Source organism: Bacillus sp. FSL R5-0709 (assembly GCF_038004785.1).
Taxonomy (GTDB): Bacteria; Bacillota; Bacilli; order Bacillales; family Bacillaceae_G; genus Bacillus_A; species Bacillus_A mycoides.
Genome location: NZ_JBBORT010000001.1, coordinates 798,481 through 821,589 on the forward strand (window position 1 = coordinate 798,481; position 23,109 = coordinate 821,589).

The 23,109-nt window shown below is 36.0% G+C and carries 25 protein-coding genes and 1 pseudogene; 16 read left to right on the top strand and 10 right to left on the bottom strand.

Annotation, left to right across the window (positions count from 1 at the left end):
• Positions 1-24: 24 nt before the first annotated feature.
• Complete coding sequence (locus MKX37_RS04090; RefSeq protein ID WP_016126599.1) at positions 25-948, top strand: HEAT repeat domain-containing protein; 924 nt, start codon at positions 25-27, stop codon at positions 946-948.
• A gap of 54 nt (positions 949-1,002) precedes the next feature.
• On the opposite strand, the gene entC is transcribed toward MKX37_RS04090, so the two are convergent.
• The 4 genes from entC to MKX37_RS04110 all read right to left on the bottom strand — a co-directional run bounded on the left by entC (position 1,003) and on the right by MKX37_RS04110 (position 6,111).
• The gene (gene entC / locus MKX37_RS04095) at positions 1,003-2,439 is read right to left on the bottom strand and encodes a cell wall-binding protein EntC (protein WP_033729754.1); all 1,437 of its coding nucleotides are present in this window, start codon (positions 2,437-2,439) and stop codon (positions 1,003-1,005) included.
• Between the two features lie 719 nt (positions 2,440-3,158).
• A complete protein-coding gene (locus MKX37_RS04100) occupies positions 3,159-4,310 on the bottom strand; it encodes an ABC transporter permease (protein WP_438263246.1) in 1,152 nt (383 codons plus the stop codon).
• Between the two features lie 26 nt (positions 4,311-4,336).
• Entirely contained in the window at positions 4,337-5,011 is a 675-nt protein-coding gene (locus tag MKX37_RS04105; protein ID WP_002087431.1) for an ABC transporter ATP-binding protein, read from the bottom strand.
• Entirely contained in the window at positions 5,008-6,111 is a 1,104-nt protein-coding gene (locus MKX37_RS04110; RefSeq protein ID WP_002186682.1) for an efflux RND transporter periplasmic adaptor subunit, read from the bottom strand. The genes MKX37_RS04105 and MKX37_RS04110 overlap by 4 nt, the downstream gene beginning before the upstream one ends.
• A 211-nt stretch (positions 6,112-6,322) precedes the next feature.
• On the opposite strand from MKX37_RS04110, the gene MKX37_RS04115 reads away from it, so the two are divergent.
• The 3 genes from MKX37_RS04115 (at position 6,323) to MKX37_RS04125 (ending at position 9,020) form a co-directional block, all read left to right on the top strand.
• Positions 6,323-7,057, top strand: a complete 735-nt coding sequence (locus MKX37_RS04115) for a YwaF family protein (protein ID WP_078422160.1) — start codon at positions 6,323-6,325, stop codon at positions 7,055-7,057.
• A 90-nt stretch (positions 7,058-7,147) separates the two neighbouring features.
• Positions 7,148-8,014 carry an ABC transporter permease subunit gene (locus MKX37_RS04120; protein ID WP_016119638.1) on the top strand — a complete coding sequence of 289 codons (867 nt, stop codon included), beginning with the start codon at positions 7,148-7,150 and terminating at the stop codon, positions 8,012-8,014.
• A gap of 1 nt (position 8,015) precedes the next feature.
• A complete protein-coding gene (locus tag MKX37_RS04125; protein WP_078422161.1) occupies positions 8,016-9,020 on the top strand; it encodes an ABC transporter permease in 1,005 nt (334 codons plus the stop codon).
• Between the two features lie 43 nt (positions 9,021-9,063).
• Here the strand turns inward: MKX37_RS04125 and brnQ2 are convergent, their stop codons facing one another.
• From brnQ2 to MKX37_RS04145, 4 genes are all read right to left on the bottom strand, one after another.
• Positions 9,064-10,380: a branched-chain amino acid transport system II carrier protein BrnQ2 gene (brnQ2, locus tag MKX37_RS04130; RefSeq protein ID WP_078422162.1), complete on the bottom strand. Its 1,317-nt coding sequence runs from the start codon at positions 10,378-10,380 to the stop codon at positions 9,064-9,066.
• A gap of 220 nt (positions 10,381-10,600) precedes the next feature.
• The gene (gene cotJC, locus MKX37_RS04135) at positions 10,601-11,170 is read right to left on the bottom strand and encodes a spore coat protein CotJC (RefSeq protein WP_002010774.1); all 570 of its coding nucleotides are present in this window, start codon (positions 11,168-11,170) and stop codon (positions 10,601-10,603) included.
• A gap of 12 nt (positions 11,171-11,182) precedes the next feature.
• Positions 11,183-11,446, bottom strand: coding sequence for a spore coat protein CotJB (locus MKX37_RS04140; protein ID WP_000194953.1), 264 nt, complete (start codon positions 11,444-11,446; stop codon positions 11,183-11,185).
• Between the two features lie 8 nt (positions 11,447-11,454).
• On the bottom strand, positions 11,455-11,670 hold the full coding sequence (locus MKX37_RS04145) for a spore coat associated protein CotJA (protein WP_000357172.1): 216 nt from the start codon (positions 11,668-11,670) through the stop codon (positions 11,455-11,457).
• 109 nt (positions 11,671-11,779) lie between these two features.
• On the opposite strand from MKX37_RS04145, the gene MKX37_RS04150 reads away from it, so the two are divergent.
• The 6 genes from MKX37_RS04150 (at position 11,780) to MKX37_RS04175 (ending at position 15,076) form a co-directional block, all read left to right on the top strand.
• Complete coding sequence (locus MKX37_RS04150; protein ID WP_000398543.1) at positions 11,780-12,145, top strand: VOC family protein; 366 nt, start codon at positions 11,780-11,782, stop codon at positions 12,143-12,145.
• The gene (locus MKX37_RS04155) at positions 12,142-12,945 is read left to right on the top strand and encodes a DUF2935 domain-containing protein (protein ID WP_078422163.1); all 804 of its coding nucleotides are present in this window, start codon (positions 12,142-12,144) and stop codon (positions 12,943-12,945) included. The genes MKX37_RS04150 and MKX37_RS04155 overlap by 4 nt, the downstream gene beginning before the upstream one ends.
• 313 nt (positions 12,946-13,258) lie before the next feature.
• Entirely contained in the window at positions 13,259-13,540 is a 282-nt protein-coding gene (locus MKX37_RS04160; RefSeq protein ID WP_002125440.1) for a YkvA family protein, read from the top strand.
• Between the two features lie 11 nt (positions 13,541-13,551).
• Complete coding sequence (locus tag MKX37_RS04165; protein WP_000435001.1) at positions 13,552-14,157, top strand: DedA family protein; 606 nt, start codon at positions 13,552-13,554, stop codon at positions 14,155-14,157.
• Positions 14,158-14,342: 185 nt separating this feature from the next.
• A complete protein-coding gene (locus tag MKX37_RS04170) occupies positions 14,343-14,711 on the top strand; it encodes a DUF3992 domain-containing protein (RefSeq protein ID WP_002116435.1) in 369 nt (122 codons plus the stop codon).
• Between the two features lie 20 nt (positions 14,712-14,731).
• Positions 14,732-15,076 (top strand): DUF3992 domain-containing protein, encoded by a 345-nt coding sequence (locus tag MKX37_RS04175; RefSeq protein WP_078422164.1) that lies wholly within the window; start codon positions 14,732-14,734, stop codon positions 15,074-15,076.
• Between the two features lie 59 nt (positions 15,077-15,135).
• Here MKX37_RS04175 and MKX37_RS04180 read toward each other — a convergent pair whose 3' ends face one another.
• A complete protein-coding gene (locus MKX37_RS04180) occupies positions 15,136-15,561 on the bottom strand; it encodes an S-Ena type endospore appendage (protein WP_002087412.1) in 426 nt (141 codons plus the stop codon).
• A 353-nt stretch (positions 15,562-15,914) separates the two neighbouring features.
• Between MKX37_RS04180 and MKX37_RS04185 the strand changes: the two genes are divergently transcribed.
• From MKX37_RS04185 to MKX37_RS04195, 3 genes and pseudogenes are all read left to right on the top strand, one after another.
• A complete protein-coding gene (locus tag MKX37_RS04185; RefSeq protein WP_078422165.1) occupies positions 15,915-18,377 on the top strand; it encodes a LamG-like jellyroll fold domain-containing protein in 2,463 nt (820 codons plus the stop codon).
• A gap of 79 nt (positions 18,378-18,456) precedes the next feature.
• Positions 18,457-18,660, top strand: coding sequence for a hypothetical protein (locus tag MKX37_RS04190; protein ID WP_002169093.1), 204 nt, complete (start codon positions 18,457-18,459; stop codon positions 18,658-18,660).
• Positions 18,661-18,689: 29 nt separating this feature from the next.
• Positions 18,690-18,842 (top strand): annotated as a pseudogene (locus tag MKX37_RS04195) (RpiR family transcriptional regulator).
• 95 nt (positions 18,843-18,937) lie between these two features.
• Here the strand turns inward: MKX37_RS04195 and MKX37_RS04200 are convergent.
• Positions 18,938-20,374: an amino acid permease gene (locus tag MKX37_RS04200; RefSeq protein ID WP_003187518.1), complete on the bottom strand. Its 1,437-nt coding sequence runs from the start codon at positions 20,372-20,374 to the stop codon at positions 18,938-18,940.
• Positions 20,375-20,630: 256 nt separating this feature from the next.
• Between MKX37_RS04200 and MKX37_RS04205 the strand changes: the two genes are divergently transcribed.
• From MKX37_RS04205 to MKX37_RS04215, 3 genes are all read left to right on the top strand, one after another.
• Positions 20,631-21,758 carry a cation:proton antiporter gene (locus MKX37_RS04205; RefSeq protein WP_078422166.1) on the top strand — a complete coding sequence of 376 codons (1,128 nt, stop codon included), beginning with the start codon at positions 20,631-20,633 and terminating at the stop codon, positions 21,756-21,758.
• Between the two features lie 124 nt (positions 21,759-21,882).
• Positions 21,883-22,209 (top strand): hypothetical protein, encoded by a 327-nt coding sequence (locus MKX37_RS04210; RefSeq protein WP_002125452.1) that lies wholly within the window; start codon positions 21,883-21,885, stop codon positions 22,207-22,209.
• Positions 22,210-22,226: 17 nt separating this feature from the next.
• Positions 22,227-23,090: a MurR/RpiR family transcriptional regulator gene (locus tag MKX37_RS04215; protein ID WP_002186671.1), complete on the top strand. Its 864-nt coding sequence runs from the start codon at positions 22,227-22,229 to the stop codon at positions 23,088-23,090.
• The last annotated feature ends 19 nt before the right edge of the window (positions 23,091-23,109 follow it).

Here is a 23,109-nt window from a genome sequence, read left to right on the forward strand (position 1 = left end):
TTAACTTGGACGGGGGAGAAGGAGATGGAAGAGTATATAGATGATTTATTAAGGCGGATGGCGGATGAAGAAGCAGGTATTCGGCAATGTGCGTATGAAGAAGCGAGGCAGTTAAATGATGTATCGCTTTTTTCTTGTTTCCAAGAGAAAGTAATGGAAGCACGAAAAGTATATATAAAAACAAATCTTTATTTTTTAATTACACGACTGGCAATAAATACTAAAGAGATGTATATTGCAGATTATTTGATAGATCGGTTAGAAAGTGAAGAAAGCAGGATGGTGTTAGATAGCATGCTCATAGATTTAAGTAAATTATCTGAAGCAAGCAATGCACATAAAATTATTCCTTACATATATCATAAAAATAGTGGAGTTCGTTATTCTGCTGTCATCGCTTTAAAGTTGTGTAAATCGTTGGAAGCAGAAGATGCTTTATTGAAGTTACTTACAGTGGAAGAGAATCGAGATGATATTGTAAATATATGTGCCACTTTATATGAGATTGGAACAAAGCGATCAATCTTACCTTTAACAAAGCTTTTACATTGCGATAGTGCTTATGTTCGTTCAACTGTTATTGAGGTTTTAGCGAAAATAGGGGGAGCGGACTTACAAATAGTTTATATTGAAGCTTTAAAGGATAGAAATGTTATGGTGAAATACGAAGCTGTTCGAGCTATTTATGCATATGGAGATGAAATGGCGATTCAACCAATTAGCGAACGTGTAACTAAAGTTGTTTCTAGAAGACGTAAAAATGAAGTAGAGCCTACTGATGAATCAGAGATCGTCATTGCTCTTCGTTTCTTACATAAGTTTGCTACTCATGAAGAAGTTTTAAAGACGTTTGATAAAGTATATAAAAAACGAGGAAACTTGTTTTTGTCAGAGAGAAAATGGATTCGGGATAATATTAGTTACTTTCAAGAGAAAGAAAGAGTGTAAGAATCATAAAAAAAGAGTTAGCCTCAATAATGAGACTAACTCTTTTTTTAATAATTAGTTTAAAATTTTCACTGTAACTGTTTTACGTCCCCAGTTACTTGATGTACCTTTATCTGGCATTAAAACATCGATTTTATTTCCTTTAATAGCTCCACCAGTATCACCAGCGATTGCTACTCCGTAACCTTCAACCCATACTTTTGAACCTAATGGAATGACACTTGGATCAACTGCAATTAGTTTCATGTTTGGATTAGCTGTTAAGTTATGACCCATAGCTGATTTTACTTGGTCTCCTGCTTTGTAACCATTTTCAAGTGGATCCGCTGTGTAAGCTGTTGCTTGAACTCTTAATTCACGAGAAGAAGATGGTGCACTTGTTTCAGTTTCTTTTGCAACAGGTTGTTGTGTAGCTGGTTTTTGAGCTTTAGCCGCTTCACGAGCTTTAGCTGCCTCTTGAGCCTTAGCTGCTTCACGAGCTTCAGCTGCCTCCCCGGCTTTAGCCGCTTCACGAGCTTCAGCTGCTTCCTCGGCTTTAGCCGCTTCACGAGCCTTAGCTGCTTCTTGAGCTTTAGCCGCTTCACGAGCTTTAGCTGCCTCTTGAGCCTTAGCTTCTGCTTGAGCTTCAGCTTCTGCCTGAGCTTTAGCTGCTTCACGAGCTTTAGCTGCTTCTTGAGCTTTAGCTTCTGCTTGAGCTTTAGCTGCTTCAGTTGCTTCTTGAGCTTTAGCTGCTTCACGAGCTTTAGCCGCTTCTTGAGCCTTAGCTTCTGCTTGAGTTTCAGCTGCTTCACGAGCTTTAGTTGCTTCTTGAGCCTTAGCTTTTGCTTGAGTTTCAGCTACTTCCCCGGCTTTAACTGCTTCACGAACTTTAGCTGTATCTTGAACGTTAGTTACTTTTTCAGCTTTAACTACTGGCTGAACTTTAACTGGTGCTTTTCCTGTTAAGTAAGGAATGTGTACATAAGCTGTTTGGCCGTTATATTCAAATTGGATCCAATCATTTTGTACTTGGTGTGTTGTTTCGATTACATCATCTTTTTTCAATTTACCAAGAATCGCTGAATCTGTATTTGCTCCAGCACGTACGTTTAATACGTTTGCTGTTACGTAGTAAGTATCTTTTGTGTAGTCAGCGCTTATGAAAGCCTCTTTACCACTATTTAATTTAACTTTTGACCATCCGTTTTCTGTATGTAAAACGTTAACTTTATATCCATCTAATAACTTTCCGACAACTTGTGATTCAGTAGTTGGGTTTTCTCGTACATTTAGTACATCAGTCGTTACGATTGTTTCTGCTTTAGCAGATGTTGTGAAAATCCCAAGACCAAAAACCGCTGCTGTTGCTATACCCATAAATTTTTTCATAATAGCCTCCATTGCATTTGTTTTCGTTGACCTCATTATAGCAACCATTATTTTCTTATTTGCGGAAAACACAAAACTACAAAGCATTCGTAACGAGGCATTAATATTCTGTAATAATTCCATTAATATCCTGATAGCGTTTCCTTTGCGTTTTTGAGGGGATTAGAACATACGATTCATAAAATCAACACTTTTTTAATTACTAATAGATTAATAATGTATCAGCAGTGTTACTTGAGTGTTTCTGTAACGTTACAAAAAAGGGGTATTTAACTATTTGAATCGCAATGTAGTTATGAAAATATAATCTTCTTGTGTGTGAAGTCGTATATATAGGGGGGGATTTTAATGAAATAGAGATATAATTGTTACAAAATAAGTTGTAGTATGGAAAAAATTACGCCTTGAATTTGTTCTTTTACATATTATTTTTGCAATAATAGGATTGTAGGATAGTGGTAATGCGAAATGAAAGTTGCAAGGATAAAAAGATAATCGCAACATGAAACATATATAATAGAAGAAACATGATTTAAAGGGATGATATCGTTATGAGTTGGTTCGCGAGTTGCAGTAGAATTATCCCGCTATTTGTGGGCAGTAAAACCCTCACCTCAAAATTCGGCTGAAGCAAAGAAGTTAGGTGGGAGATTAACTGCCCGTAAAAGCCCGATTGGTGAAGGCTAATAATCAGTGGGGGATGAACAAAACCCCCACTGATTATAGTTTCACTTTATATAATAGAAGTTAGAGGTTCTTATTTTTGTCAAAACGTCGATGAAATTACATTTGCCTTCAACAAAATAAAAAACGTAGGAGTGTAAACTCCTACGTTTTTTTATTTACTCATATCGTAAACATTCAATTGGATCAAGTTTAGCAGCTTTGTTTGCTGGTAGTAAACCGAATGCAATACCGATTAGCATTGAGATACCTACTGAAAGAAGTCCAAGTTCTTTTGAGATAACGAGTGGCCATCCGGCAAAGATTGAGACGATCCAAGCGAAGAAAATACCAAGCATGAATCCGATGAAACCACCGAGTCCTGTTAAAATACAAGATTCAATTAAGAATTGTGTTAATACTTTACCGCGCGTTGCACCAAGTGCTTTACGAATACCGATCTCACGTGTACGTTCTGTTACAGATACAAGCATGATGTTCATTACACCGATACCACCAACAAGTAAGGAGATAGCGGCAATGCCACCGAATACCATTTTCATCATACCGATGGATTCGTCTAATTGCTTCGTAAATTCACCTAAGTCCTGTGCTTCGAATTTGTGCTCGAATTTAGGAGCTTTCATGTCGTTTAAAACAGAAATAGCTTGTTTTTCTACACTTTTACGTTCTGTTGGAGAGGTCATTGTTAATTTTACAGAGTCATACTCATTTACTCCTGAAATGACAGGCGCGTTTTCAAGAGATGTATAACCTTCAGGCATAGCCATTCCAAATTCGTTTTTCGTTTCGTATACACCGACTATTTTATACGGCTTTCCTTTTACATCTGTGTATAGATTTGATTCCCAACCACTAAATAATTTGTTGAAAGCTTCTTCATTTAATATAACAGCAGGAATTGCTTGGTTTAATTCGCTGTCGTTTAATTCACGACCGTGAACTAATTTTATTTTCGAATCTGTCATAAAGGCGCCTGTTCCACCTTTTAAATCAAGAGAGACATCTTTTGAACCAGAAGATGCTTTTACTTTCATACTTACATCTGGATAAACATCTTTAACGCCTGGTACAGTTTGAAGACGTTTTAGCATATCAGGTGTGATTTTGGCACTATCAGTTCCATAATCAGGGTTGTTGTAGTAAATCGTTACTTCAGTATCTTTTCCTTGGCCTAACTCTTTTTTAAACTTTGCATTTGTACCATCACCCATTGAAATGATAGTAATAATGGCGCTAATACCGATAATAATACCTAGCATTGTTAATATAGAACGCATTTTATGAGCAAAGATAGAGGAAAGGGCCATGCGTATATTTTCACTCGTGTTCAAAATTAACCTCTCCAATCTTGGACGATATTTCCGTCACGAATTACAATTTGACGTGCTGCCGCTTCCCCAATTTCACGATCGTGGGTAATCATAATGATTGTTGAGCCTTGTTTGTTTAATTCGTAAAAGAGATCCATAATTTGTGTACTTGTTTTCGTATCAAGTGCACCCGTCGGTTCATCTGCTAAGAGAAATTTCGGGTTATTTACGATTGCACGTGCGACTGCGACACGCTGCTTTTGTCCACCTGACAATTCATTTGGTAAGTGAGTAGCACGATCAGCTAAACTGACTTTTGTTAAAGCTGCTAATGAGCGCTCACGTCTTTCTTTTTTATCGACTCCAGCGTAAATAAGAGGTAGTTCTACATTTTGAAGTGCTGTAAGTCTCGGTAATAACATAAAGTTTTGGAATATGAATCCGATCTCTTTATTACGAACATGTGCAAGTTCTGTTTCAGACATGTTTGAAATGTTTTGACCAGCTAGTTCGTACGCACCTGTCGTTGGTTTATCTAAGCAACCGATAATGTTCATTAATGTTGATTTACCAGAACCAGATGGTCCCATAATAGAAGTGAATTCTCCTTGGTTTAGTGTTACATCAATTCCGTGTAATATTTGAACGGACTCTGCACCATTTTGGAAAGATTTCGTGATGCCTTTTAAGTTAATCATTGAGTGACAACCTCCATACCGTCTTTTAAGTCTTTTTCAGGTTTAGAGATAATTTCCTCTCCTTTTTTCACTCCAGAAACTTTTGCTTCGCTATCTGTCTCAAATTCAACAGTAACTGCTTGTTCTTTCGCTTTACCGTCTTTTACAACGAAGACAACATTTTTGTCACCTTTTTTCACAATGCTGCTTTTCGGAACAATCGTACCAGTTGCTTCGCCAGATTTACTTGTTACGTAAACATGGAAGCCGTTTTGTAATTCTTCACTATTATCTAATGTGACAGTGAATTGATAATTAGAAACAGTTTTATTTTCGTCCATGCTCTTTAATGGTGTAGAACCGATTTCTGTTACTTTTCCTGTCCAAGTCTTACCAGCGACAGTTTTTGATGAAACAGTTACTTCTTGCCCAACTTTCATACTAGCAAGTTCATATTCAGAAAGTTGACCTTTTACTTTAAATTGACCAGCGTGACGAAGTGTAATGCCACTCATACCTGTTTTTTCATCAGCAGTTTTTACGATATCATCAATTACACCGTCGGCTGGACTCGTTACAGAAAGTGTGTTTACTTTCTCTTTTGCTACTTTAATCATTTCATCAGCTTTTTCTACTTCAAACTTCTTCATTTCAAGTTGTGATTCTAATTGCCCAACTTCAATTTCTGATGCTTTTAATGCTTCAGCGGGAAGGCCTGCATTTTTATCTTTTTGTAATTTTTGTTTCGCTGCATCAATTTGTTTTTGGAACAATGTTACTTCTTTTTGTGCGATTTTCTTTTGCATTTCTGCTTCTGTTACACCTTGTTTAGCAGTAGGGTCATTATATTTAAATAGAAGCTGACCTTTTTTCACTTCATCACCTTTTTTAACAGCTAATTCATACGTACCTTTTGTTGGATCGAATGAAATTGTTTCAATACCATTTGGAATAACTTCGCCGCCAAATTTTTGTGCATTTTCAATTTGTTTTTCCGTAATTTTATAACCGCTATATGCCATTGCTACTTCTGAACTACCGCCAGCAAATGCAAAATATGATCCAGCTGCAATTCCGATCGCTACTACACTAGTAATTAACACTTTATTTTTCTTCTTCATCTATTTATCACCTTTTCGTTCGTTTTAGTATCTACATTAAGTATAAAAGAGGTGAAGAATCTGACAAATCGTTTTAGCTTACAATAACCTTACAGTTTTGTAAGGTATGAATATCTAAATGTAAGGTAGAGGTTGTCCTAGTTTAAGCAAATGAATTGACTCGTTGTTTCTTTCTAACAATAATATTGTATGAAGGAGAGGAGGAAGGAAGATGGAAGCTTATTTTAGTGCGCATCCATTAAAACCATTTATTCCGTACTCGAGGCAACATGTCATTATATTATTTATTATGTTGGTGGGGATATTTTTTCTGTATCAATACCAAGATTTATTGCGTCAAAGTGAGTGGAATATAACGGTTCGATATGCAATTGCATTTCTATTTATAGGAAGTGAGATTGGACTTCATATGTGGGAATGGAAAGCTGGGATTTTTGAGCTAGGCACTTCATTACCATTTGAGTTATGTACGATTAGTTTATTGTTAGCATCGATTATGATTGTAACGAAAAGCTATCGAATATATGAGATTGTGTTTTTTACAGGGATTATCGGTGCATCGCAAGCTATTTTAACACCGAACGTGCAATATGCTTTTCCGCATTTTCGCTTTATAGAATTCTTTATCGCACATATATTGCTCATTTGGGCACCACTCTTTATGACATGGGTGGAAGGATATCGTCCGACATTACAATCTATTAAGCGTACGATGGTATTTTTAAATATATTGATTCCAATTGTTTCGTTTGTGAATTACAAAACAGGCGGTAATTATATGTTTTTAGCTCGTAAGCCAGAAACTGCTTCATTACTCGATATGTTAGGGCCGCATCCTTACTATGTCATTTCATTAGAAATTGCAGCGCTTATGGGATGTTTTATTTTGTATATGCCGTTTGTGAAAAGAGAAGGGCATGCGCATAAAGAATCACTAGGATCATAACCTAGTGATTTTTTATCTTATAAATATTTACAATTCAGAAAATTAAGAATAAAATTAGAGGGTAAATTACATATAGAGAGAAGGGAAAACGTGGTCAAAAAAGTTTTTTTGAATGGGATGGAAGTGACGATTCAATTTATTATTTCGATTTTGGGTATTATTTGTTTAGGGGCACTGCCGAAGTTGTTTTATGGATTTGAGCTGCATGTATCAGAGTACATAAAGAGTTTAAAAGAAGTATTTGCGAACTTAATGGATCTCTCCAATTTGCAATATGTGAGAGATAAATTTTTATTCCCACAGTTGTTTGTCCATTATAAAGAAACGATTGTTATTTTTTTGGCCGCTTTTTTCATTTCATTATTTGTAGCATTTTGTATCGTTTATATGATTATGAGTAGTTCACCGCGTATACAACATCGAATTAAATCATTTCTCATCTTCCTAGAATCCATTCCAGACATTCTTCTTATTTTAGTATCACAAATTTTAGTTATATGGTTTTTTAAACAAACAGGTTTTTTACCTTTTCAAATTGCGTCAATTGGAGGCGAGTCGATTAGAGGATTGCCAATATTTTGTTTGAGTATACCGACTACGATTATGTTTGTAAAAATGTTAGTGCTTCGTTTTGAAAATGAGCTAGAAAAAGATTATGTACTATTTGCTAAGGCGAAAGGGCTGAATCGCTTTCATATTTTAAATCGTCATATTTTACGAAATGTGTTACTTAGTACACTTTTCTTTGCGAAAACGAATATCTTTTTTATGTTATCCAATTTATATATTATAGAATGGATTTTTAATACGGGTGGTATTTTTATGTTTTTGAAATCTTATGAAGGTATTAGGGTTGAGGTTTTCATCGTTAGTGTGCTGCTTATTTATATTCCGATTTTTATTTTATTCAAATTGTTTCATTATCTCATTCCAGCTGCGATGAAGGAGAGATTATAATATGTGGACGTATATAAAACGCGATAAAAGATTTTGGATAAGCATTGGGTTTCTTCTCATATTAGTTCTTTTGAGCATCGGAAATACGATATGGAATGGTGGGCACATTAGACAAGTTACACTGCAATATGATGCGGATGGAAATCCAGAAGTACCACCGTTTTCACCTTCATTACAATTTTTACTCGGGACAGACCGGAAAGGATATGACCTGTTACATTTAGTCATTGAAGGCGCGAAGTGGACGATTGGTATATCTATTTTAATTGCGGCACTTAGAATGGTAATAGGTGTATTTTTTGGTGTTGTACTCGGAACGTACATAAAAAGAGGGTTTTCAAAAATCGAGGCTTTTTTTGATAGTTTTACAGTTATTCCAACAGTTATGATTGCGTATTTCTTTCTCCAATCTGTGAATACCTTTGGAAGTGGAGAGGAAACAACAACTTTTTTTGAAAGGGCTTCGTTTCAAGTTGTATTACTTGTAATGCTTGTGATGCCAGTTATTGCACTGTATGTTGCGAAGGAAGTTCGTAAATTGAGAACCGAAGAATTCATTGAGGCTGCGTGTATATTAGGTGGATCAAGAAGACACATTGTTATAAAGCATCTTTTTCCGCATCTCTATATGACGTTTATACTTGTATTTCTTCAGCAATTTACGCAGACTCTTACTATTTTACTCCACTTAGGGTTACTGGAAGTATTCTTTGGCGGAACTGTTAAGTTTTTAGGACCGGTAGAAGAAATAGACTCTTACACACATGAATGGTCAGGTTTAATTGGAGTTTATTTTAGATCATTAACAGTTAATCCGTGGATTCCTCTCGTTCCAATTACATTTTTTGGACTTACTATCTTTTCAGGAAATATGATTGTAAAAAGTATAGAAGAGGCGATGATGAAAGTAAGGTTAGGCGGAGTGAGAAAGAAGACAGATGTAGAAAAGGAACAACCTGCTGTGCAGTCAAAAGAAGAGCTGTTTACGTTTAAGCATACGATTTGAAAATAAAGAAGAAGCAAGCATAATCAATGCTTGCTTCTTTTCTTTATTTTGTAGAAACTTCACCTGCAGCTTCTGTTTGTGGAATACAGTATCCGATTATACCACCGATTATTGCTGGAACAATCCAGCCAATACCTAGTTCATAAAAAGGAATTGCGTGTACGATATTAGCGATAAAACTTGGTATCATTCCCACATTATCAAGTGCATGAATACAGCTAATAAGGAATGCTGCAATCATCGCTCCGATATAGACAGAAGGTTTACGTTTCGTATATTTATCAATAAAGGATACGGAAATTAAAATGATTGTAATTGGATATAAAATAATTAATACAGGTAATGTAATTTTGATTAATAAACTTAATCCTAAGTTTGAAATAACGAAGCTAAAAATACAAACGTATAGTACAAGCTTCTTATATGAAACATTTGTTAATACTGTTGTGAAATAGTTGGCGAATGCACTTACAACACCGATTGCAGTCGTTAAACAAGCAAAGATAATTGCGATACTTAATAAAACATTACCGCTTGTCCCAAAAAATTGATACATAATAGTTGCTAATAGTTGACCGCCATTTTCAAATTGTCCTAAGTTTCCGTTTGAAGCGCCGATATAACCGAGTAAGAAGTAAACAATTGTTAAGAAAAGAGCCGCAATGCTTCCGCAAATAATTGTATATTTCGCAATGGATTTCTTATCTTGTATCCCGTTTTGACGAATTGCATTTACAACAATCGTTGATAATACGAGTGCTCCGATTGCATCTAATGTTAAAAAGCCTTCAAGAAATCCTTTGAAAAATGGAATTTCTTTATAGTCACCAACAGGTTCTGCAAATGATCCTGGTGAAAGAATCGCTTTTGTTGCCATAATTGCAATAATTCCAAGCAAAATTGGCGTTAATATTTTTCCGATATGATCTACTAATTTGGATGGATTTAACGATAAGAAGTAGACGACTATAAAGAAAATCGCACTAAAAACTAACATAGAGTACCATTGATCTGGGAAAAGTGGTGCAATCCCAATTTCATAAGATACAGTTCCAGTTCGTGGAATAACAAATAGTGGGCCGATGGAAAGATAAATAATGATAGCGAATACTGCTGCGAATTTTGGGTGAACACGGCTCGCTAAAGTATTAAAACTACCACCAGCAAGGGCAACAGCGACGATAGCTAGTAAAGATAAACCGACATCTGTAATAATAAATCCTGTAATGGAAACCCACATATTTTCTCCGGAAGAAAGACCGAGAAGAGGCGGGAAAATCATATTACCAGCACCGAAGAAAACTGCGAATAGTAATAAACTAATCGAAAGTATTTGCGCTGGTTTTAAAGTTGTACGCATATAAAGAAAAGCCTCCTAATGAGCGTTTTTTTGTCGAAAATTCAAATAATTTGTCGATTGACTGTTATTATTTTAAAGGTCTGATGACTAGAAAGCAAGAGGGAATTTTAAAAATATTTTAAAATAATGCGTAAAATTGAATAAATATACTATTTATATGTTAATGCAGGAAGAATTTCACTTTTAACGTAAAAAAACACATATCGCTAGGATACGTGTGTTAAAAATAAATTTGCCTATCACGTTCTTCTTTTAAAATTTCTACAGCTTCTCGGAAACGTTGAGAATGGACGATTTCTCGTTCGCGTAAAAAGCGTAAGCTATCATTTATATCGGGATCGTCTGATAAATCAATTAGCCATTGATAAGTCGCTCGTGCTTTTTCTTCAGCTGCAATATCCTCGTATAAATCTGCGATAGGATCTCCTTTCGCTTGAATGTAAGTGGCAGTAAAAGGAACACCACCTGCATTATGGTAAAACAAGGCGCTGTCATGATTCGCATAATGCGCGTCTAATCCGGCAGCTTTCATTTGTTCAGGTGTTGCATCTTTTGTTAATTTATAAATCATTGTAGCAATCATTTCTAAATGTGCGAACTCTTCTGTACCAATATCGGTTAGTAAGCCAACGACTTTATCAGGAATTGTATAACGTTGATTTAAGTAGCGAAGAGCAGCGGCTAATTCACCGTCCGCACCACCGTACTGTTCAACTAATAATTTTGCGAGTGCTGGATTACAAGTACTCACTTTAACAGGATATTGTAATTTTTTTTCATAAATCCACATAGTTTCTCTCCTTTATATTTGCCATGGCCACGGTCCTTGGCTCCATTGCCATGGAGCGTTAGAATAACTATTTCCGAACTGCTGAAGTGGCCCGTATTTTTCTTCAATTTTTTGTTGTAATACTCTTCGTTTATAGGAGAAATCATTGAATTGATTTATAGCTGCAGTATCGTCGGGGTGCGTATCTAAATAGAGGGTAAGTTCAACTAATACAAAGTCTAGTTCTTGTAGTTCTTCAATCCATTTGTAATATTCATCAGGCAATGTTTGTGTCACGTTTTTATTCACCTTCCTTTTTTGTAAGGATTTTCATAATAATCATAAAAAGCAGGCCATAAAGTCCCTTTTCTTAAAGCTTCTTTTGGTGTGAATTGGGGTAAATTAGTTGGTTGAAAACCCATATATAAGTGCGGGGGAGTTGAGTAATATTTCTTTCCAATTGGAGGACAAGGATCGTTTGGACCATGATAAGGTATGTAGGATTTCATGAATTTATCCATGTTACAACCCTCCTTTATAAATGAAATATCCATTATTATGTATTGTATTCGTACATAATTGTCATTTATGACTCATATAAAAAACTAATAGAGACAGGGGGAGTTGAGGATGGAAGGCATTACAACATGTATCGTATTAGAATCAAAAAATTTAAAGGAAACATTGTATTTTTATGAAGGGATTTTAGGCTTTAAACCAAGCAAGGAGAGACCTCAACTACATGTAACAGGTGTTTGGTATGACGTTGGTTTAACGAGAATTTGTTTTGTAGTAAATCGGAATTTACGAGGGCGAGAGAAGGTTGCTAATTCTTCGTGTGAATTAATAACCTTTTCAATTTCTGATATGGAAAAAGTAAAGAGAAAATTACAGTTTTACAAAATATCTTTTGCGGAAGAACAGCATGCGGATGGGGTGGTAATTACTCTTTATGATCCAGATTGCTATAAGCTTCAAATTTCATCAGAGGCATGAGTAACCATAGGGGGGATAGCGTGGATAGAATGTATGAAGAAAGCGCACTGTTTGAACATAAATTTTGGCTCAAAGTTCTCGGGGATCATGCTCAGTTTTTACTAGATGCTTTAGCTCCACAGGAGAAAGAAGATATACAGAAAGCCACCTATTTTGTAGAAAAATTCACGAACTTTTTAAATGAAATTCATACTGTAAATTTTATTGCATTTTCAAAAGATGCAGAACAAGCTGCAGAGGAGATTCGAGCATTTAAATTAAATATTATACAAAAGCAATTGGAAGGTAAAATTGTGATTCATTTTACTCCGACTTTTATTAATCATATGGTAAATGAAGTGGAGGAATATATAACAGTATTAGAATACTTAGGGAGGGGAGAAGTCCCGCCCGTTTTTCATGAACTACACTATCATCTCGCGTGGTTAACGGATGCAGCAGGGCATGCTGGTTCTATTTCAGGCGGATTAGATGTTGTGGAAAAAGGATTGAAGGAGAAAAGTGATTTGTTTGCTAAACATTTTGAACAATTTTATTTAAAAGCAGTTGAAATGACAGGTTATTTACGGGCAGAACTGAAACATTTTCCAGCTTTGAAGAAGTTTACAAAAGACGTTTCACTAGAGCTAAAGTTATTCTCGCATTTCCTTCGAGAAGTAGAAGAATTAGAGTTGTCTGAGCAAATATTAAGTTCATTATCAGCCAGGATGGCGGATCATATGGCGAGGGAGGAGTGTTACTATTTATTGAAGTTAGCACAATCCTCAGGGTTAGAGATACCGAAATGTAATCTGCTTTAAAAATAGATTGTAGGGAAGATCAAGCAGACAAATTTTAACAGTGATAGAAGTATGTGAACAGGTTTCGTTATGAAAAAAATATTGACAAGCCCCTCCAAATATCTTAATGTGATTGTATAAAATTGTGTATCTAAAGGGGAGTAACTTATCACAGTAAAGTCGTCATTACAGGGAGAAACCCTCGGCTTTATTGGCAACGTTTCGTTGTTAGTGAGACCTTTACCAGCAATGGTAAAGGCCCCTTATTGTCTTTTTTAGGACCCTTACCATATTTGGTAGGGTCCTTTTTGTATACAAAGAGAGGAGCTAGAAAATGAAAAAACTTTTTAGTAGATTAAGAGTTGTATTCCATGTCCGCCGTTTTGTTCCATTTCTATTTGACTTTTTTACTTCAAAAGAGGTTTCAATAAAGAAGAAAATTTTATCTATTGCTTTTTTAGTTGGTTATGTAGCGATGCCGCTCGATTTAATTCCAGACTTCCTACCGTTTATTGGTATTTTAGATGATATTGGAATTGTGTTATTTATTTTGAATCGAATTGTAAAGATGGCGCCAGTGCAATTACAAGAAAAGCATAACGTAAACGTAGGATAGGAGTTGAAAATATGGAGCAAATTATTTTAGATATAATCGAGTTTTTAAAGCAGTTTTCTTATTTTGGAGTTGTGTTAGCATTAACGTTTGAATTTATTCCAGCAGAAGTAGTTTTGCCCATGGTTGGGTATTGGGTATATGAGGGAGATATGAATTTTTGGCTAGCTGTATTAGCAGGGACACTTGGCGGAACTACAGGACCGTTAACGTTATATGCACTCGGTTATTACGGTGGTCGCCCTCTATTAATAAAATACGGGAAATACTTCTTTATTAAAGAAGAACAAATTCAAAAAGCAGATGATTTCTTTGCGAAGTATGGTCCAGTTGTGGCATTTGTTGGACGCTTCGTACCAGGAGTTCGAACACTTATTTCTGTACCGTGTGGTATGGCAAAAATGAACATATGGAAATTTAGCATATATACATTTGTAGCAATGTTCCCGTTAACGACTTTGTATATTTATTTTGGAATGAAATTAGGTCCGCATTGGGAAAAAGCGGCGGGCGTTGTTGGACAATATATGTTACCGATATTAGGAGGCGTTCTTCTTATCGTGGCTAGTATCTTTATCTATAAATTTATGAAAAAACGAAACAAAACTGAATCTATTTAGTTTATTTCGCATTAACGGGCAGTAAGATTCCCACCTCAAAACTTAGCTGTAAAGCAAAGTATTGAGGTGGGAGTTTTACTTTAAATTATGATGTGCTTATTTTTGGAAATAGATGAATAGTACAGGCAAAAGACTCTGAAGGACATACACATATAGGGAATATAAAAGAGAGAGGGGAAACAACTATGTCTTGTGAGTGCTCAGGGTCAGCATTAACTTGCTGTCCAGATAAAAATTATGTGCAAGATAAAGTGTGTAGTCCGTGGTCTGCTACTGTAGTTGCAACAGCAATTGATAATGTTCTCTATACAAATAATATTAACCAAAACGTAATTGGTACTGGTTTTGTTAAATATGATGTTGGACCAGGCCCGATTACTGTAGAAGCACTTGATTCTGCTGGGGCTACAATTGATACACAAACATTAAACCCAGGAACGAGTATTGCTTTTACGTATCGCCGCTTTGATAGTATACAAGTTGTGTTACCTGCAACACCTGCTGGAACGTATCAGGGAGAATTTTGTATTACGACACGCTATTCACTTTCGTAGAAGAATAGGAGAGGGTTGAAATGGGAATGAGAAGTTCCAGTTTGTCTTGTTGTTCTAATAAAACGCTTGTGCAAGATCAAGTATGTGCAGACTGGTCAATTACAGGTGCGGGTACTCAAATTGTCTATACGAATAATCTTACACAAGAAATATACGGTTCAGGTTATGTAAAATATGATACAGGTGCAAATCCGATTACAGTGGATTTTTTAGTAGGTGCTACAGTAGTCGATACGATTACTGTACAACCGCAAAGTAGTGGTACTTTCACAGTGAGGCACTTTACTACTGTTCGAATTACAACGATAGGAACAACTGTTAATCAAGGCGAGTTTTGTATTACAGTACGTTATCCAATTTCATAAAAAAAGCATACCGTAAATGGTATGCTTTTTTAAATTGAGGAAGTAATAAAATTGGTATTCTATAAGCAACATGTAAATTGGCAACAGTACTTGCCTTCTAAATATAGTGAAGGATTATTTTGTATATTAATAATACTAACGGATTTTAAATCTTTACCTGTGTAAGATATTGTATTGCCAGGAAACACAGTGAAAATATTGGTTACTGCTCCAATGATTTGAATTGTAATTGCTTCAGTGCTGCTAGTACTATTGTAAACCGAGACAGTACCTGATATAAGCAGTATCCCATCACTTTGCCACAGTATCATTGATTGTAGTGCATCTTTGGTAGAGGGAATGGTGTTGTTAGTTATGAGGAAATTCCCTGCAAATTCATTTGTTACTCGCTCACAACTTGGATTTGGAGGAGGGGGCGGTGGACAAGGGTCTGGACAAATGATAGATAAAGGAGCGAAACAGCCAATATTTTTTTTGTTCTTCAATACAACCCCTCCTTTTTAAGTTGTCTTTTACTACTATTAAATGTAGAAGCATGGCCGATGTGTTAAGAAAAGAAGAAAATTTTTAAAATTAAGATTGTCTAATAGGCTTACAGCTTAACTTATCATTAATGTTATAGAAAAGATTATATGTGAATAGACATGGGAAAAGAATGATCAGACTCTTTTAGACAAAAGGTGGTTGTATACAATAGTACGAGTAATGTTGGACTTAATACTTAATTAACTGTATATTTACAAAAATCTAATAAAATTCATTTGTTATTTAAACGATATTAATATGTTTAAGATAAAATAGCCCTTGTAATGAATCAATTATTATGAGGAGGATTCACGTGGAAAGAACTGCTTTACGAAAAGTAAAAGGTCTTATTGGATTATTAATGGTATTTGTATTGGGATTTGTATCATTACCGTGGAGTACGTCGGTTAAAGCGGAAGAGAAAAAGCAAGAAAAGGCACCAAGTGAGAAGAAAATCGTTTTCCCAGTTGTAAGTGATGTGCATATTAAAGATAGTGGAACAGATGATACGTTCCGCTGGAAAAGAGCGATTGAGCAATTTAATACGCTTGCACCAAAGCAAGATGCGTTTGTCATTGTAGGTGATTTTACTGATTCGGGTTCAGTAAAGCAATATGATCGTTTCATGCAAGTGTATAACGAAAATGCAAATAAAGATGCGGTACGAATGAATTCTCTAGGTAATCATGATTATTGGAACGGCTTATCTGTAGAGGGAGCACAGAAGCGTTTCTTAGAAAAGACAGGAATGGAATCGGTTTATTATCATAAGGTGGTAAAAGGGTATCATTTCCTTGTTATGTCTCCAGAGGATGGGACAACACATGGCTATTATTCGGACAAGCAAATTAATTGGTTAAAAGAAGAAATGGCAAAGGCACAAAAAGATGATCCGGAAAAACCGATTTTCGTATTTTTACATCAGCATATTAAAGATACAGTATACGGTAGTCATGAATGGGGAACACAAGATAGTGCAAAAATTAATGCAGTGTTAAAAGAGTACCCACAAGTCATTACGTTTTCAGGTCATTCACATTATCCATTAGATGATCCAAGATCGATTCATCAAAAAGACTTTACATCTGTTGGCACATCTTCTGTAAGTTATATGGAAGTTGAAGGTGGTAAAGTGCAAGGGAATATCCCTTCAGAATCTCGTGCATTAAGCCAAGGCTTATTAGTAGAGGTAGATGATAAGGAAGTAACAATTAATCGTCGTGATTTCCATACGAATTCTTGGACAGGCGAGCCATGGAAAATTCAGTTGCCATCAAAGAAAGAAACATTTACGCATGTAGAAGACCGTGATAAAGAAAAGCCATCTTTTGCGAAAGATGCGAAAGTATCAGTATCAAATGTAACGGAAAACGCAGCAACGGTAACATTCCCGCAAGCAGTGGACAACCTTCTTGTTCACTCTTATCGTGTACAGGCGAAGGATAAACAAACAGGAGAAATTAAAAATAAGTTGTTAGCATTCTCAGAGTTTTATCGGGATCCAGTGCCGAAAGAACTTACATTTACGCTAGCAGGATTAGATGGTGGGAAAACATATACACTTGAAGTAGTTGCGATTGATTCGTTTGGCAATGAAAGCGCGCAGCCGTTAACGGCAGAAATTACTACGAAAAAAGATAATATTGATCCGAATGTGAAAGTACCAAAGGCAGACATTTTTGATGTGAATTTCTTAGATGGTACATTTAAAGATAACTCACCGTTTGGAACAAAAGGTGATGTGAAAGGGAATGTATCTATTGAATATGATAAAGCGTTGAAAACAAATGTAATGAAATTAAATGGAAAAGCAAATACATTTGGTTATCTTCCATTTTCAGCAGCACAAAAAGAAAAAGTAGCAAATTCATTTACGTTAGAAACTGTATTTTCGATGAATGAAATTCGTGGACAAGGAATTTTACAAAATACAGAGAGCGGCGGAATTGGTTTTGAATCTACAGGAAATGGATATGTAGAATTATGGGCTCATATTGGCGGAAGCTATAAACGTGTTGGCGTTCAATTAGCAGCAAACAAAACGTATCATTTAACAGGAACGTATAACGGAAGTGAAGTAGCAATTTATGTAGATGGTAAAAAAATAAATAGTCAGCCAGCTCAAGGGAAAGTATATCACCCGAACGTACCATTTGCACTTGGTGCAGATCCAGACAGCAACGGAAATGGGGGTATTCCGTTAAATGGACAAATTGCGTTAGCAAAATTATATAGTAAAGCATTAAGTTCTTCAGAAGTAGTAGCAGCGTATAACGAGTTTTCTAATCGTACAAAATTAGAGCAAGTAAATACGTTATATGAAGAGATTGGAAAAGTGAAAGAAGTATTGGCAGGTACTTATGAATTTGGTGAAAAACCAGGCCAATATTCACAAGAAGCTTTCAAAGAATTACAAAAAAACTATGACAATGCTAAGAAAGTGTTTGGGAATATGACAAGTACAGGTGAGCAAGTTGTTCAAATGTATAATGAATTAAAAACAGCAAACCAAACATTCGTACAATCAAAAGTGGCAGAAGAACAACCAAAAACACCGAAAGAAAAATTACAAATCAATATTGAATCAGCCAAAGCTTTAGTGAAGAAAGCCCAATCTGCAAACGTAACGGATGGTTCAGTGAAATCATTGAGTCAAAAAATTACAGTTGCAGAAACTGTGTTAAAAGATGTGAAAGTAAAAGATGCACAGGTAGAAACGATGAATCGTACGATAGAGCATGCGATTTCACTTGTTGAGAAAAGCATAAACAAATAAGGTAGAAGAAAAGAAGCTTATCATGATAGGCTTCTTTTTTGTTATACTAAAAATAGCATGGAAAAAGGGAGCGAATAATTTGGAACAGAAAAAGATAAAAAGAATTCTTGAATATGTATGGATCGCGGTTGTGCTCCTTGTAGGATATTATTTCTTAAAAGAGAAAAGTATATGGGTTCTATTTTTAATGACATTTTTATTAGCGGGTTTAGGCACGTTATTTATTAATTTCTTCTTTGATAGTGTAAATGCGTGGAAGAAAAAAAAGAAGGAGACGAAGTAAAGGGGGAGGCTATGCAAAAGTAGAAGCTCATATATCAGGTCATTATTTTCCTATTATTTGTAGGTATTGGAGTTTTTTAATACGCTACACTGATAGGGAATTGGGCATGATTTACAGCTTGCATCTGTATATTCACCATTTTACAATCGTTAACGCAAAAATATAATAAGGTGAAACTTTAATCAGTGGGGGGTGTTCATCCCCCATTGATTATTAGCCCTCACCAATCGGGATAAAACATGAAAATAGCTCGCCGTTTCATCGGCGAGCTATTTTGTTATGCTTTTTTCGTCTCATCATTTGTTTTTTCAGTAGCTAAATGACTATGTTTTCTAGAGTAGAAGAAATAGAAGCATAAGCCGACTATAAGCCAAACTGCAAAGCTAATCCATGTCGTTGTAGACAAATTGATCATTAAATATAAACAGCAAAGAATCGCGACAACTGGCAATACAGGTACGAAAGGTGTACGGAATCCGCGTTTTAAGTCAGGATGAGTTTTCCGTAAAATAAGTACAGCAAAGCAAACGAATGCGAAGGCTGTTAACGTACCGATGTTTACTAAATTCGCTAGTAAATGTAGGTCTAAAAGTCCTGCTAATAAAGCTGCAAATACCCCAGTAATCCATGTGTTTAGTAAAGGGATTTTAACTTTTTTATTTACGCGTGATAACGCTTTTGGGAGTAAGCCGTCTCGGCTCATTGCATAAGAAACACGAACTTGTCCATACATAACGACTAAAAGAACGGTTGTCATTCCTGTCATCGCACCAACTGCAAGTAGCCCTGCAATAGTATCTTCGCCAACGAAATGTAGTGCAAATGCAACAGGGTCAGAAACGTCTAATTGCGTATAAGGAACCATACCTGTTAAAACGAAAGATACGATCATGTATAAAACTGTACAAATAAGAAGGGAACCGATAATGCCAATTGGTAAATCACGCTGCGGTTTTTTCGTTTCTTCTGCCGCGGTTGCGATTGCATCAAAACCTAAAAAGGCGAAGAAGACAGTGGCAGCTCCGGTAATAATACCGTCGTACCCGAATGGAATGAACGGTGTCCAATTTTCAGGCTTTACATATTTTGCGCCTGCTACGATAAAGGCGATAATAACTGCTAATTTGATAAGGACCATAACATTATTAATGCGTGCGCTTTCGCGTATACCAAAACTTAAAAGCCCAGTAATGAGAAGTAAAATACAAACAGCTGGTAAATCAATGAGACCACCTTTTCCTGTACCAGGGGCCGAGGAAATAATGGTGGGAAGGTGTATATTGAACCCTTGAAGCAATGATTGTAAGTATCCAGACCAGCCAACAGCTACCGCTGCAACAGCGAGTAAATATTCGAGCATTAAACACCAACCAACGATAAAGGCGACGACTTCCCCGACTGTCATGTATGCGTAAGTATACACACTTCCTGAGACAGGAATAGAAGAAGCAAATTCGGCATAACAAAAGGCTACACAAGCACAAGTAAATGCAGCAATAAGGAATGATAGCATAATACCAGGGCCAGAATGTTTTGCCGCTACGATACCTGTTAATACAAAAATCCCTGTCCCAATTACGGCGCCGATTCCTAAAAACGTTAAATCAAGTGCCGTTAATGTTCGATCTAGCTGTCGTGGTGATTCAGTACTAAGCGCTTTTTTTCGTAATAATGACTTCACTTTGAACTCTCCTCCTTTAGTTTTCATTTCCATAACTGCGAATATAGTACGAGCCCATTGGAAAAGAGTATGTAAATGAATGAAAATACAGTTATGGTATGTAGTTTTTTAAAATTTCTGGGTTAATCTTATTATAATTCAGAATATTTTGTCAAATAAAATTTTAACAAATAAAAAGCCGGTTGTAAGGAGAAACTATGTGCAGAAATAGATGCAGGTTAACAATCAGTAGAGATGAAGAATAATCCACTGATTAAAGTTTTACTTTATTATAGTAGGAGAAGATGTTATGTTATTTTATTTTGAACTTGTCGTCATTTTACTTTGTACGAAATTAGCTGGTGATATTAGCGTTAGACTTGGCCAGCCTTCTGTACTCGGTAAATTAATCGTTGGTATTATTATCGGTCCGGCTTTGCTAGGTATTATTAATAGTTCAGAACTTATTGATGAGCTTAGCGAAATTGGTGTTTTGCTACTTATGTTTATGGCAGGACTCGAAACTGATTTAGAAGAGTTAAATCGTAATTTAAAATCTGCATTCGCAGTAGCGATGGGAGGAATTATTTTCCCATTCCTTGGTGGGTATTTAGCAGGACTTGCGTTTGGAATGTTACAGTCGCATGCGATCTTTTTAGGGTTATTACTTTGTGCCACTTCGGTTAGTATTTCTGTTCAAACACTAAGAGATTTAGGGAAAATGAATACGAGAGAAAGTACGACGATTTTAGGTGCAGCTGTATTTGATGATGTAATTGTCGTTATTTTATTAGCATTTGTGATGAGTTTTTTAGGTACACAAGATGTAAATGTAACGCTAGTCATTGCAAAGAAAATTATCTTTTTTGTAAGTATTGTTTTCATCTCTTGGAAAGTTGTTCCATGGATTATGAAAATGCTCGTACCACTTCGCGTAACAGAAGCATTAATTAGTGCAGCTCTTATTATTTGTTTCTCTTTTTCGTATTACAGTGAAATGATGGGGATTGCAGGTATTATTGGAGCATTCGCAGCTGGAATTGCCATTTCTCAAACAGAGTATAAGCATGAAGTAGAACATAAAATTGAACCGATTGCGTATGCGATATTTGTACCAGTTTTCTTCGTAAGTATTGGAATGGAAATTACATTTCAAGGTATCGGAAGCCAGCTTTGGTTCATTATCATTATGACGCTCATCGCAATTTTCACAAAGTTAATTGGATCAGGTTTAGGAGCAAGACTAACAGGATTTAACTTACAATCTTCTATTAGTATTGGTGCGGGGATGGTGTCGCGCGGGGAAGTAGCGCTTATTATCGCAGCAAATGGACTTACGGCAAATTTATTAGCGAAAGAAAATTTCACAGCTATTGTCATTGTTGTTATATTGACAACAATTATTACGCCGCCACTTTTGAAGAAGTATTTTGTATAGGGAGGAAGGGCTTATCTGATGTAGGTAAGCTCTTTTTTTATCGCAAAAAGCAATAGTCATGTAGCGTGAATGGTTTGTAATTATGGTAAAATCTACGTATATGCTAGGGCGAGGAGAGAAATGTGTGAAGATTACTAAGGAGAAGGTTATAGGTGTAATTATACTCCTTTTATTGTGCATACCATTTACTGCATGGAAAGAATCAAAAGTGAAAGATTTTCCGGTTTCTATTTTTTCAGAAGAAGCAGATGGTGAGTACGATCAAAAGCTGAAATATACTGCTTTTTTACCTAATGTTGCGATTTGGATGAACGGTTGGGAAAAGAAGTGGACAGAAGGGGAAAGAACTGTTTATCAAAAAGGAAATCGCATTGTAAATGTGTTTCATCCTCCTGGCGATGATGGTTTTTACCTCCTTGAAGCAAGAGAAAATAAGAGAACGCAACCGTGAGAAGTGGAGGTTAAATAGTGAAAGCTTCAACATTACTATTTAAAATTGAAAGTAATATGGATCAATTTTCACCAGCCGAAAAGAAGGTTGCCATGTACATAATGGAGAATGCAGAAATTGTTCCGAACTTAACGACGAAAGAAGTGTCAACGAATGCAGGCGCAAGTGAGGCAAGTGTTGTTCGCTTTTGTAAGTCGATTGGGATTGGGAGCTTTAAATCATTTAAAATCGCGCTCGTTCGTGAATTAACGATTGCTGATTATAATATTAATGATTTTTCAGTGATGAATACGGAAGATGGACCGTACGACTTGTTTAATAAAGTTACATATGTGAATAAAGCTGCAATTGAGGCGAGCGTCACGGCGATAGATAAGAAGGAACTTGAGAGAGCTGCAGATCGTATTGTAAATGCGGATAAAGTTATATTTTACGGAGTAGGTGGTTCAGCTACTCCAGCGATGGACGGGGCTTATAAATTTACACGACTCGGATTTACAGCGATGATGCTATCTGATTTTCATATGATGTTGCCACTCGTCACGAATTTAAAAGAGGGAGATATATTTGTGGCGATTTCAACTTCTGGGCGGACGAAAGATGTGCTCGAAATGGCGCAATATGCGAAGAAGCGAGGGGCTACAGTTATTGCGATTACGAAGCTAGACCAATCATCTCCGTTATATAAAGCGGCAGACATTCGCCTTTGTATGCCAGATGTAGAGCAAGACCATCGCATTGCGAGTATTGCTTCGAGAATGACGCAACTGAATATGATTGATGCTTTATATGTGATTACTTTCAATCGAATTGGTAATAAAGTATTAGATCAATTTATGGAGACGAGAGAAGAAGCATTACGGTTACGGAAATTGAAGTAGAAGAAAAGATGGGGAGACT

Excerpts from the sequence above, each read along its gene's own strand:
- brnQ2 (WP_078422162.1), bottom strand. The coding sequence starts at position 10,380 with ATGCGTACAACTTTAAAACCAGCGCAAATACTTTCGATTAGTTTATTA.
- MKX37_RS04145 (WP_000357172.1), bottom strand. The coding sequence starts at position 11,670 with ATGGATAAATTCATGAAATCCTACATACCTTATCATGGTCCAAACGAT.
- MKX37_RS04200 (WP_003187518.1), bottom strand. The coding sequence starts at position 20,374 with ATGGAAATGAAAACTAAAGGAGGAGAGTTCAAAGTGAAGTCATTATTA.
- MKX37_RS04110 (WP_002186682.1), bottom strand. The coding sequence starts at position 6,111 with ATGAAGAAGAAAAATAAAGTGTTAATTACTAGTGTAGTAGCGATCGGA.
- cotJC (WP_002010774.1), bottom strand. The coding sequence starts at position 11,170 with ATGTGGATTTATGAAAAAAAATTACAATATCCTGTTAAAGTGAGTACT.
- MKX37_RS04175 (WP_078422164.1), top strand. The coding sequence starts at position 14,732 with ATGGGAATGAGAAGTTCCAGTTTGTCTTGTTGTTCTAATAAAACGCTT.
- MKX37_RS04165 (WP_000435001.1), top strand. The coding sequence starts at position 13,552 with ATGGAGCAAATTATTTTAGATATAATCGAGTTTTTAAAGCAGTTTTCT.
- MKX37_RS04170 (WP_002116435.1), top strand. The coding sequence starts at position 14,343 with ATGTCTTGTGAGTGCTCAGGGTCAGCATTAACTTGCTGTCCAGATAAA.
- MKX37_RS04150 (WP_000398543.1), top strand. The coding sequence starts at position 11,780 with ATGGAAGGCATTACAACATGTATCGTATTAGAATCAAAAAATTTAAAG.
- MKX37_RS04100 (WP_438263246.1), bottom strand. The coding sequence starts at position 4,310 with ATGGCCCTTTCCTCTATCTTTGCTCATAAAATGCGTTCTATATTAACA.
- MKX37_RS04105 (WP_002087431.1), bottom strand. The coding sequence starts at position 5,011 with ATGATTAACTTAAAAGGCATCACGAAATCTTTCCAAAATGGTGCAGAG.
- MKX37_RS04090 (WP_016126599.1), top strand. The coding sequence starts at position 25 with ATGGAAGAGTATATAGATGATTTATTAAGGCGGATGGCGGATGAAGAA.
- MKX37_RS04205 (WP_078422166.1), top strand. The coding sequence starts at position 20,631 with ATGTTATTTTATTTTGAACTTGTCGTCATTTTACTTTGTACGAAATTA.
- MKX37_RS04155 (WP_078422163.1), top strand. The coding sequence starts at position 12,142 with ATGAGTAACCATAGGGGGGATAGCGTGGATAGAATGTATGAAGAAAGC.
- MKX37_RS04160 (WP_002125440.1), top strand. The coding sequence starts at position 13,259 with ATGAAAAAACTTTTTAGTAGATTAAGAGTTGTATTCCATGTCCGCCGT.
- MKX37_RS04115 (WP_078422160.1), top strand. The coding sequence starts at position 6,323 with ATGGAAGCTTATTTTAGTGCGCATCCATTAAAACCATTTATTCCGTAC.
- MKX37_RS04125 (WP_078422161.1), top strand. The coding sequence starts at position 8,016 with ATGTGGACGTATATAAAACGCGATAAAAGATTTTGGATAAGCATTGGG.
- entC (WP_033729754.1), bottom strand. The coding sequence starts at position 2,439 with ATGGAATTATTACAGAATATTAATGCCTCGTTACGAATGCTTTGTAGT.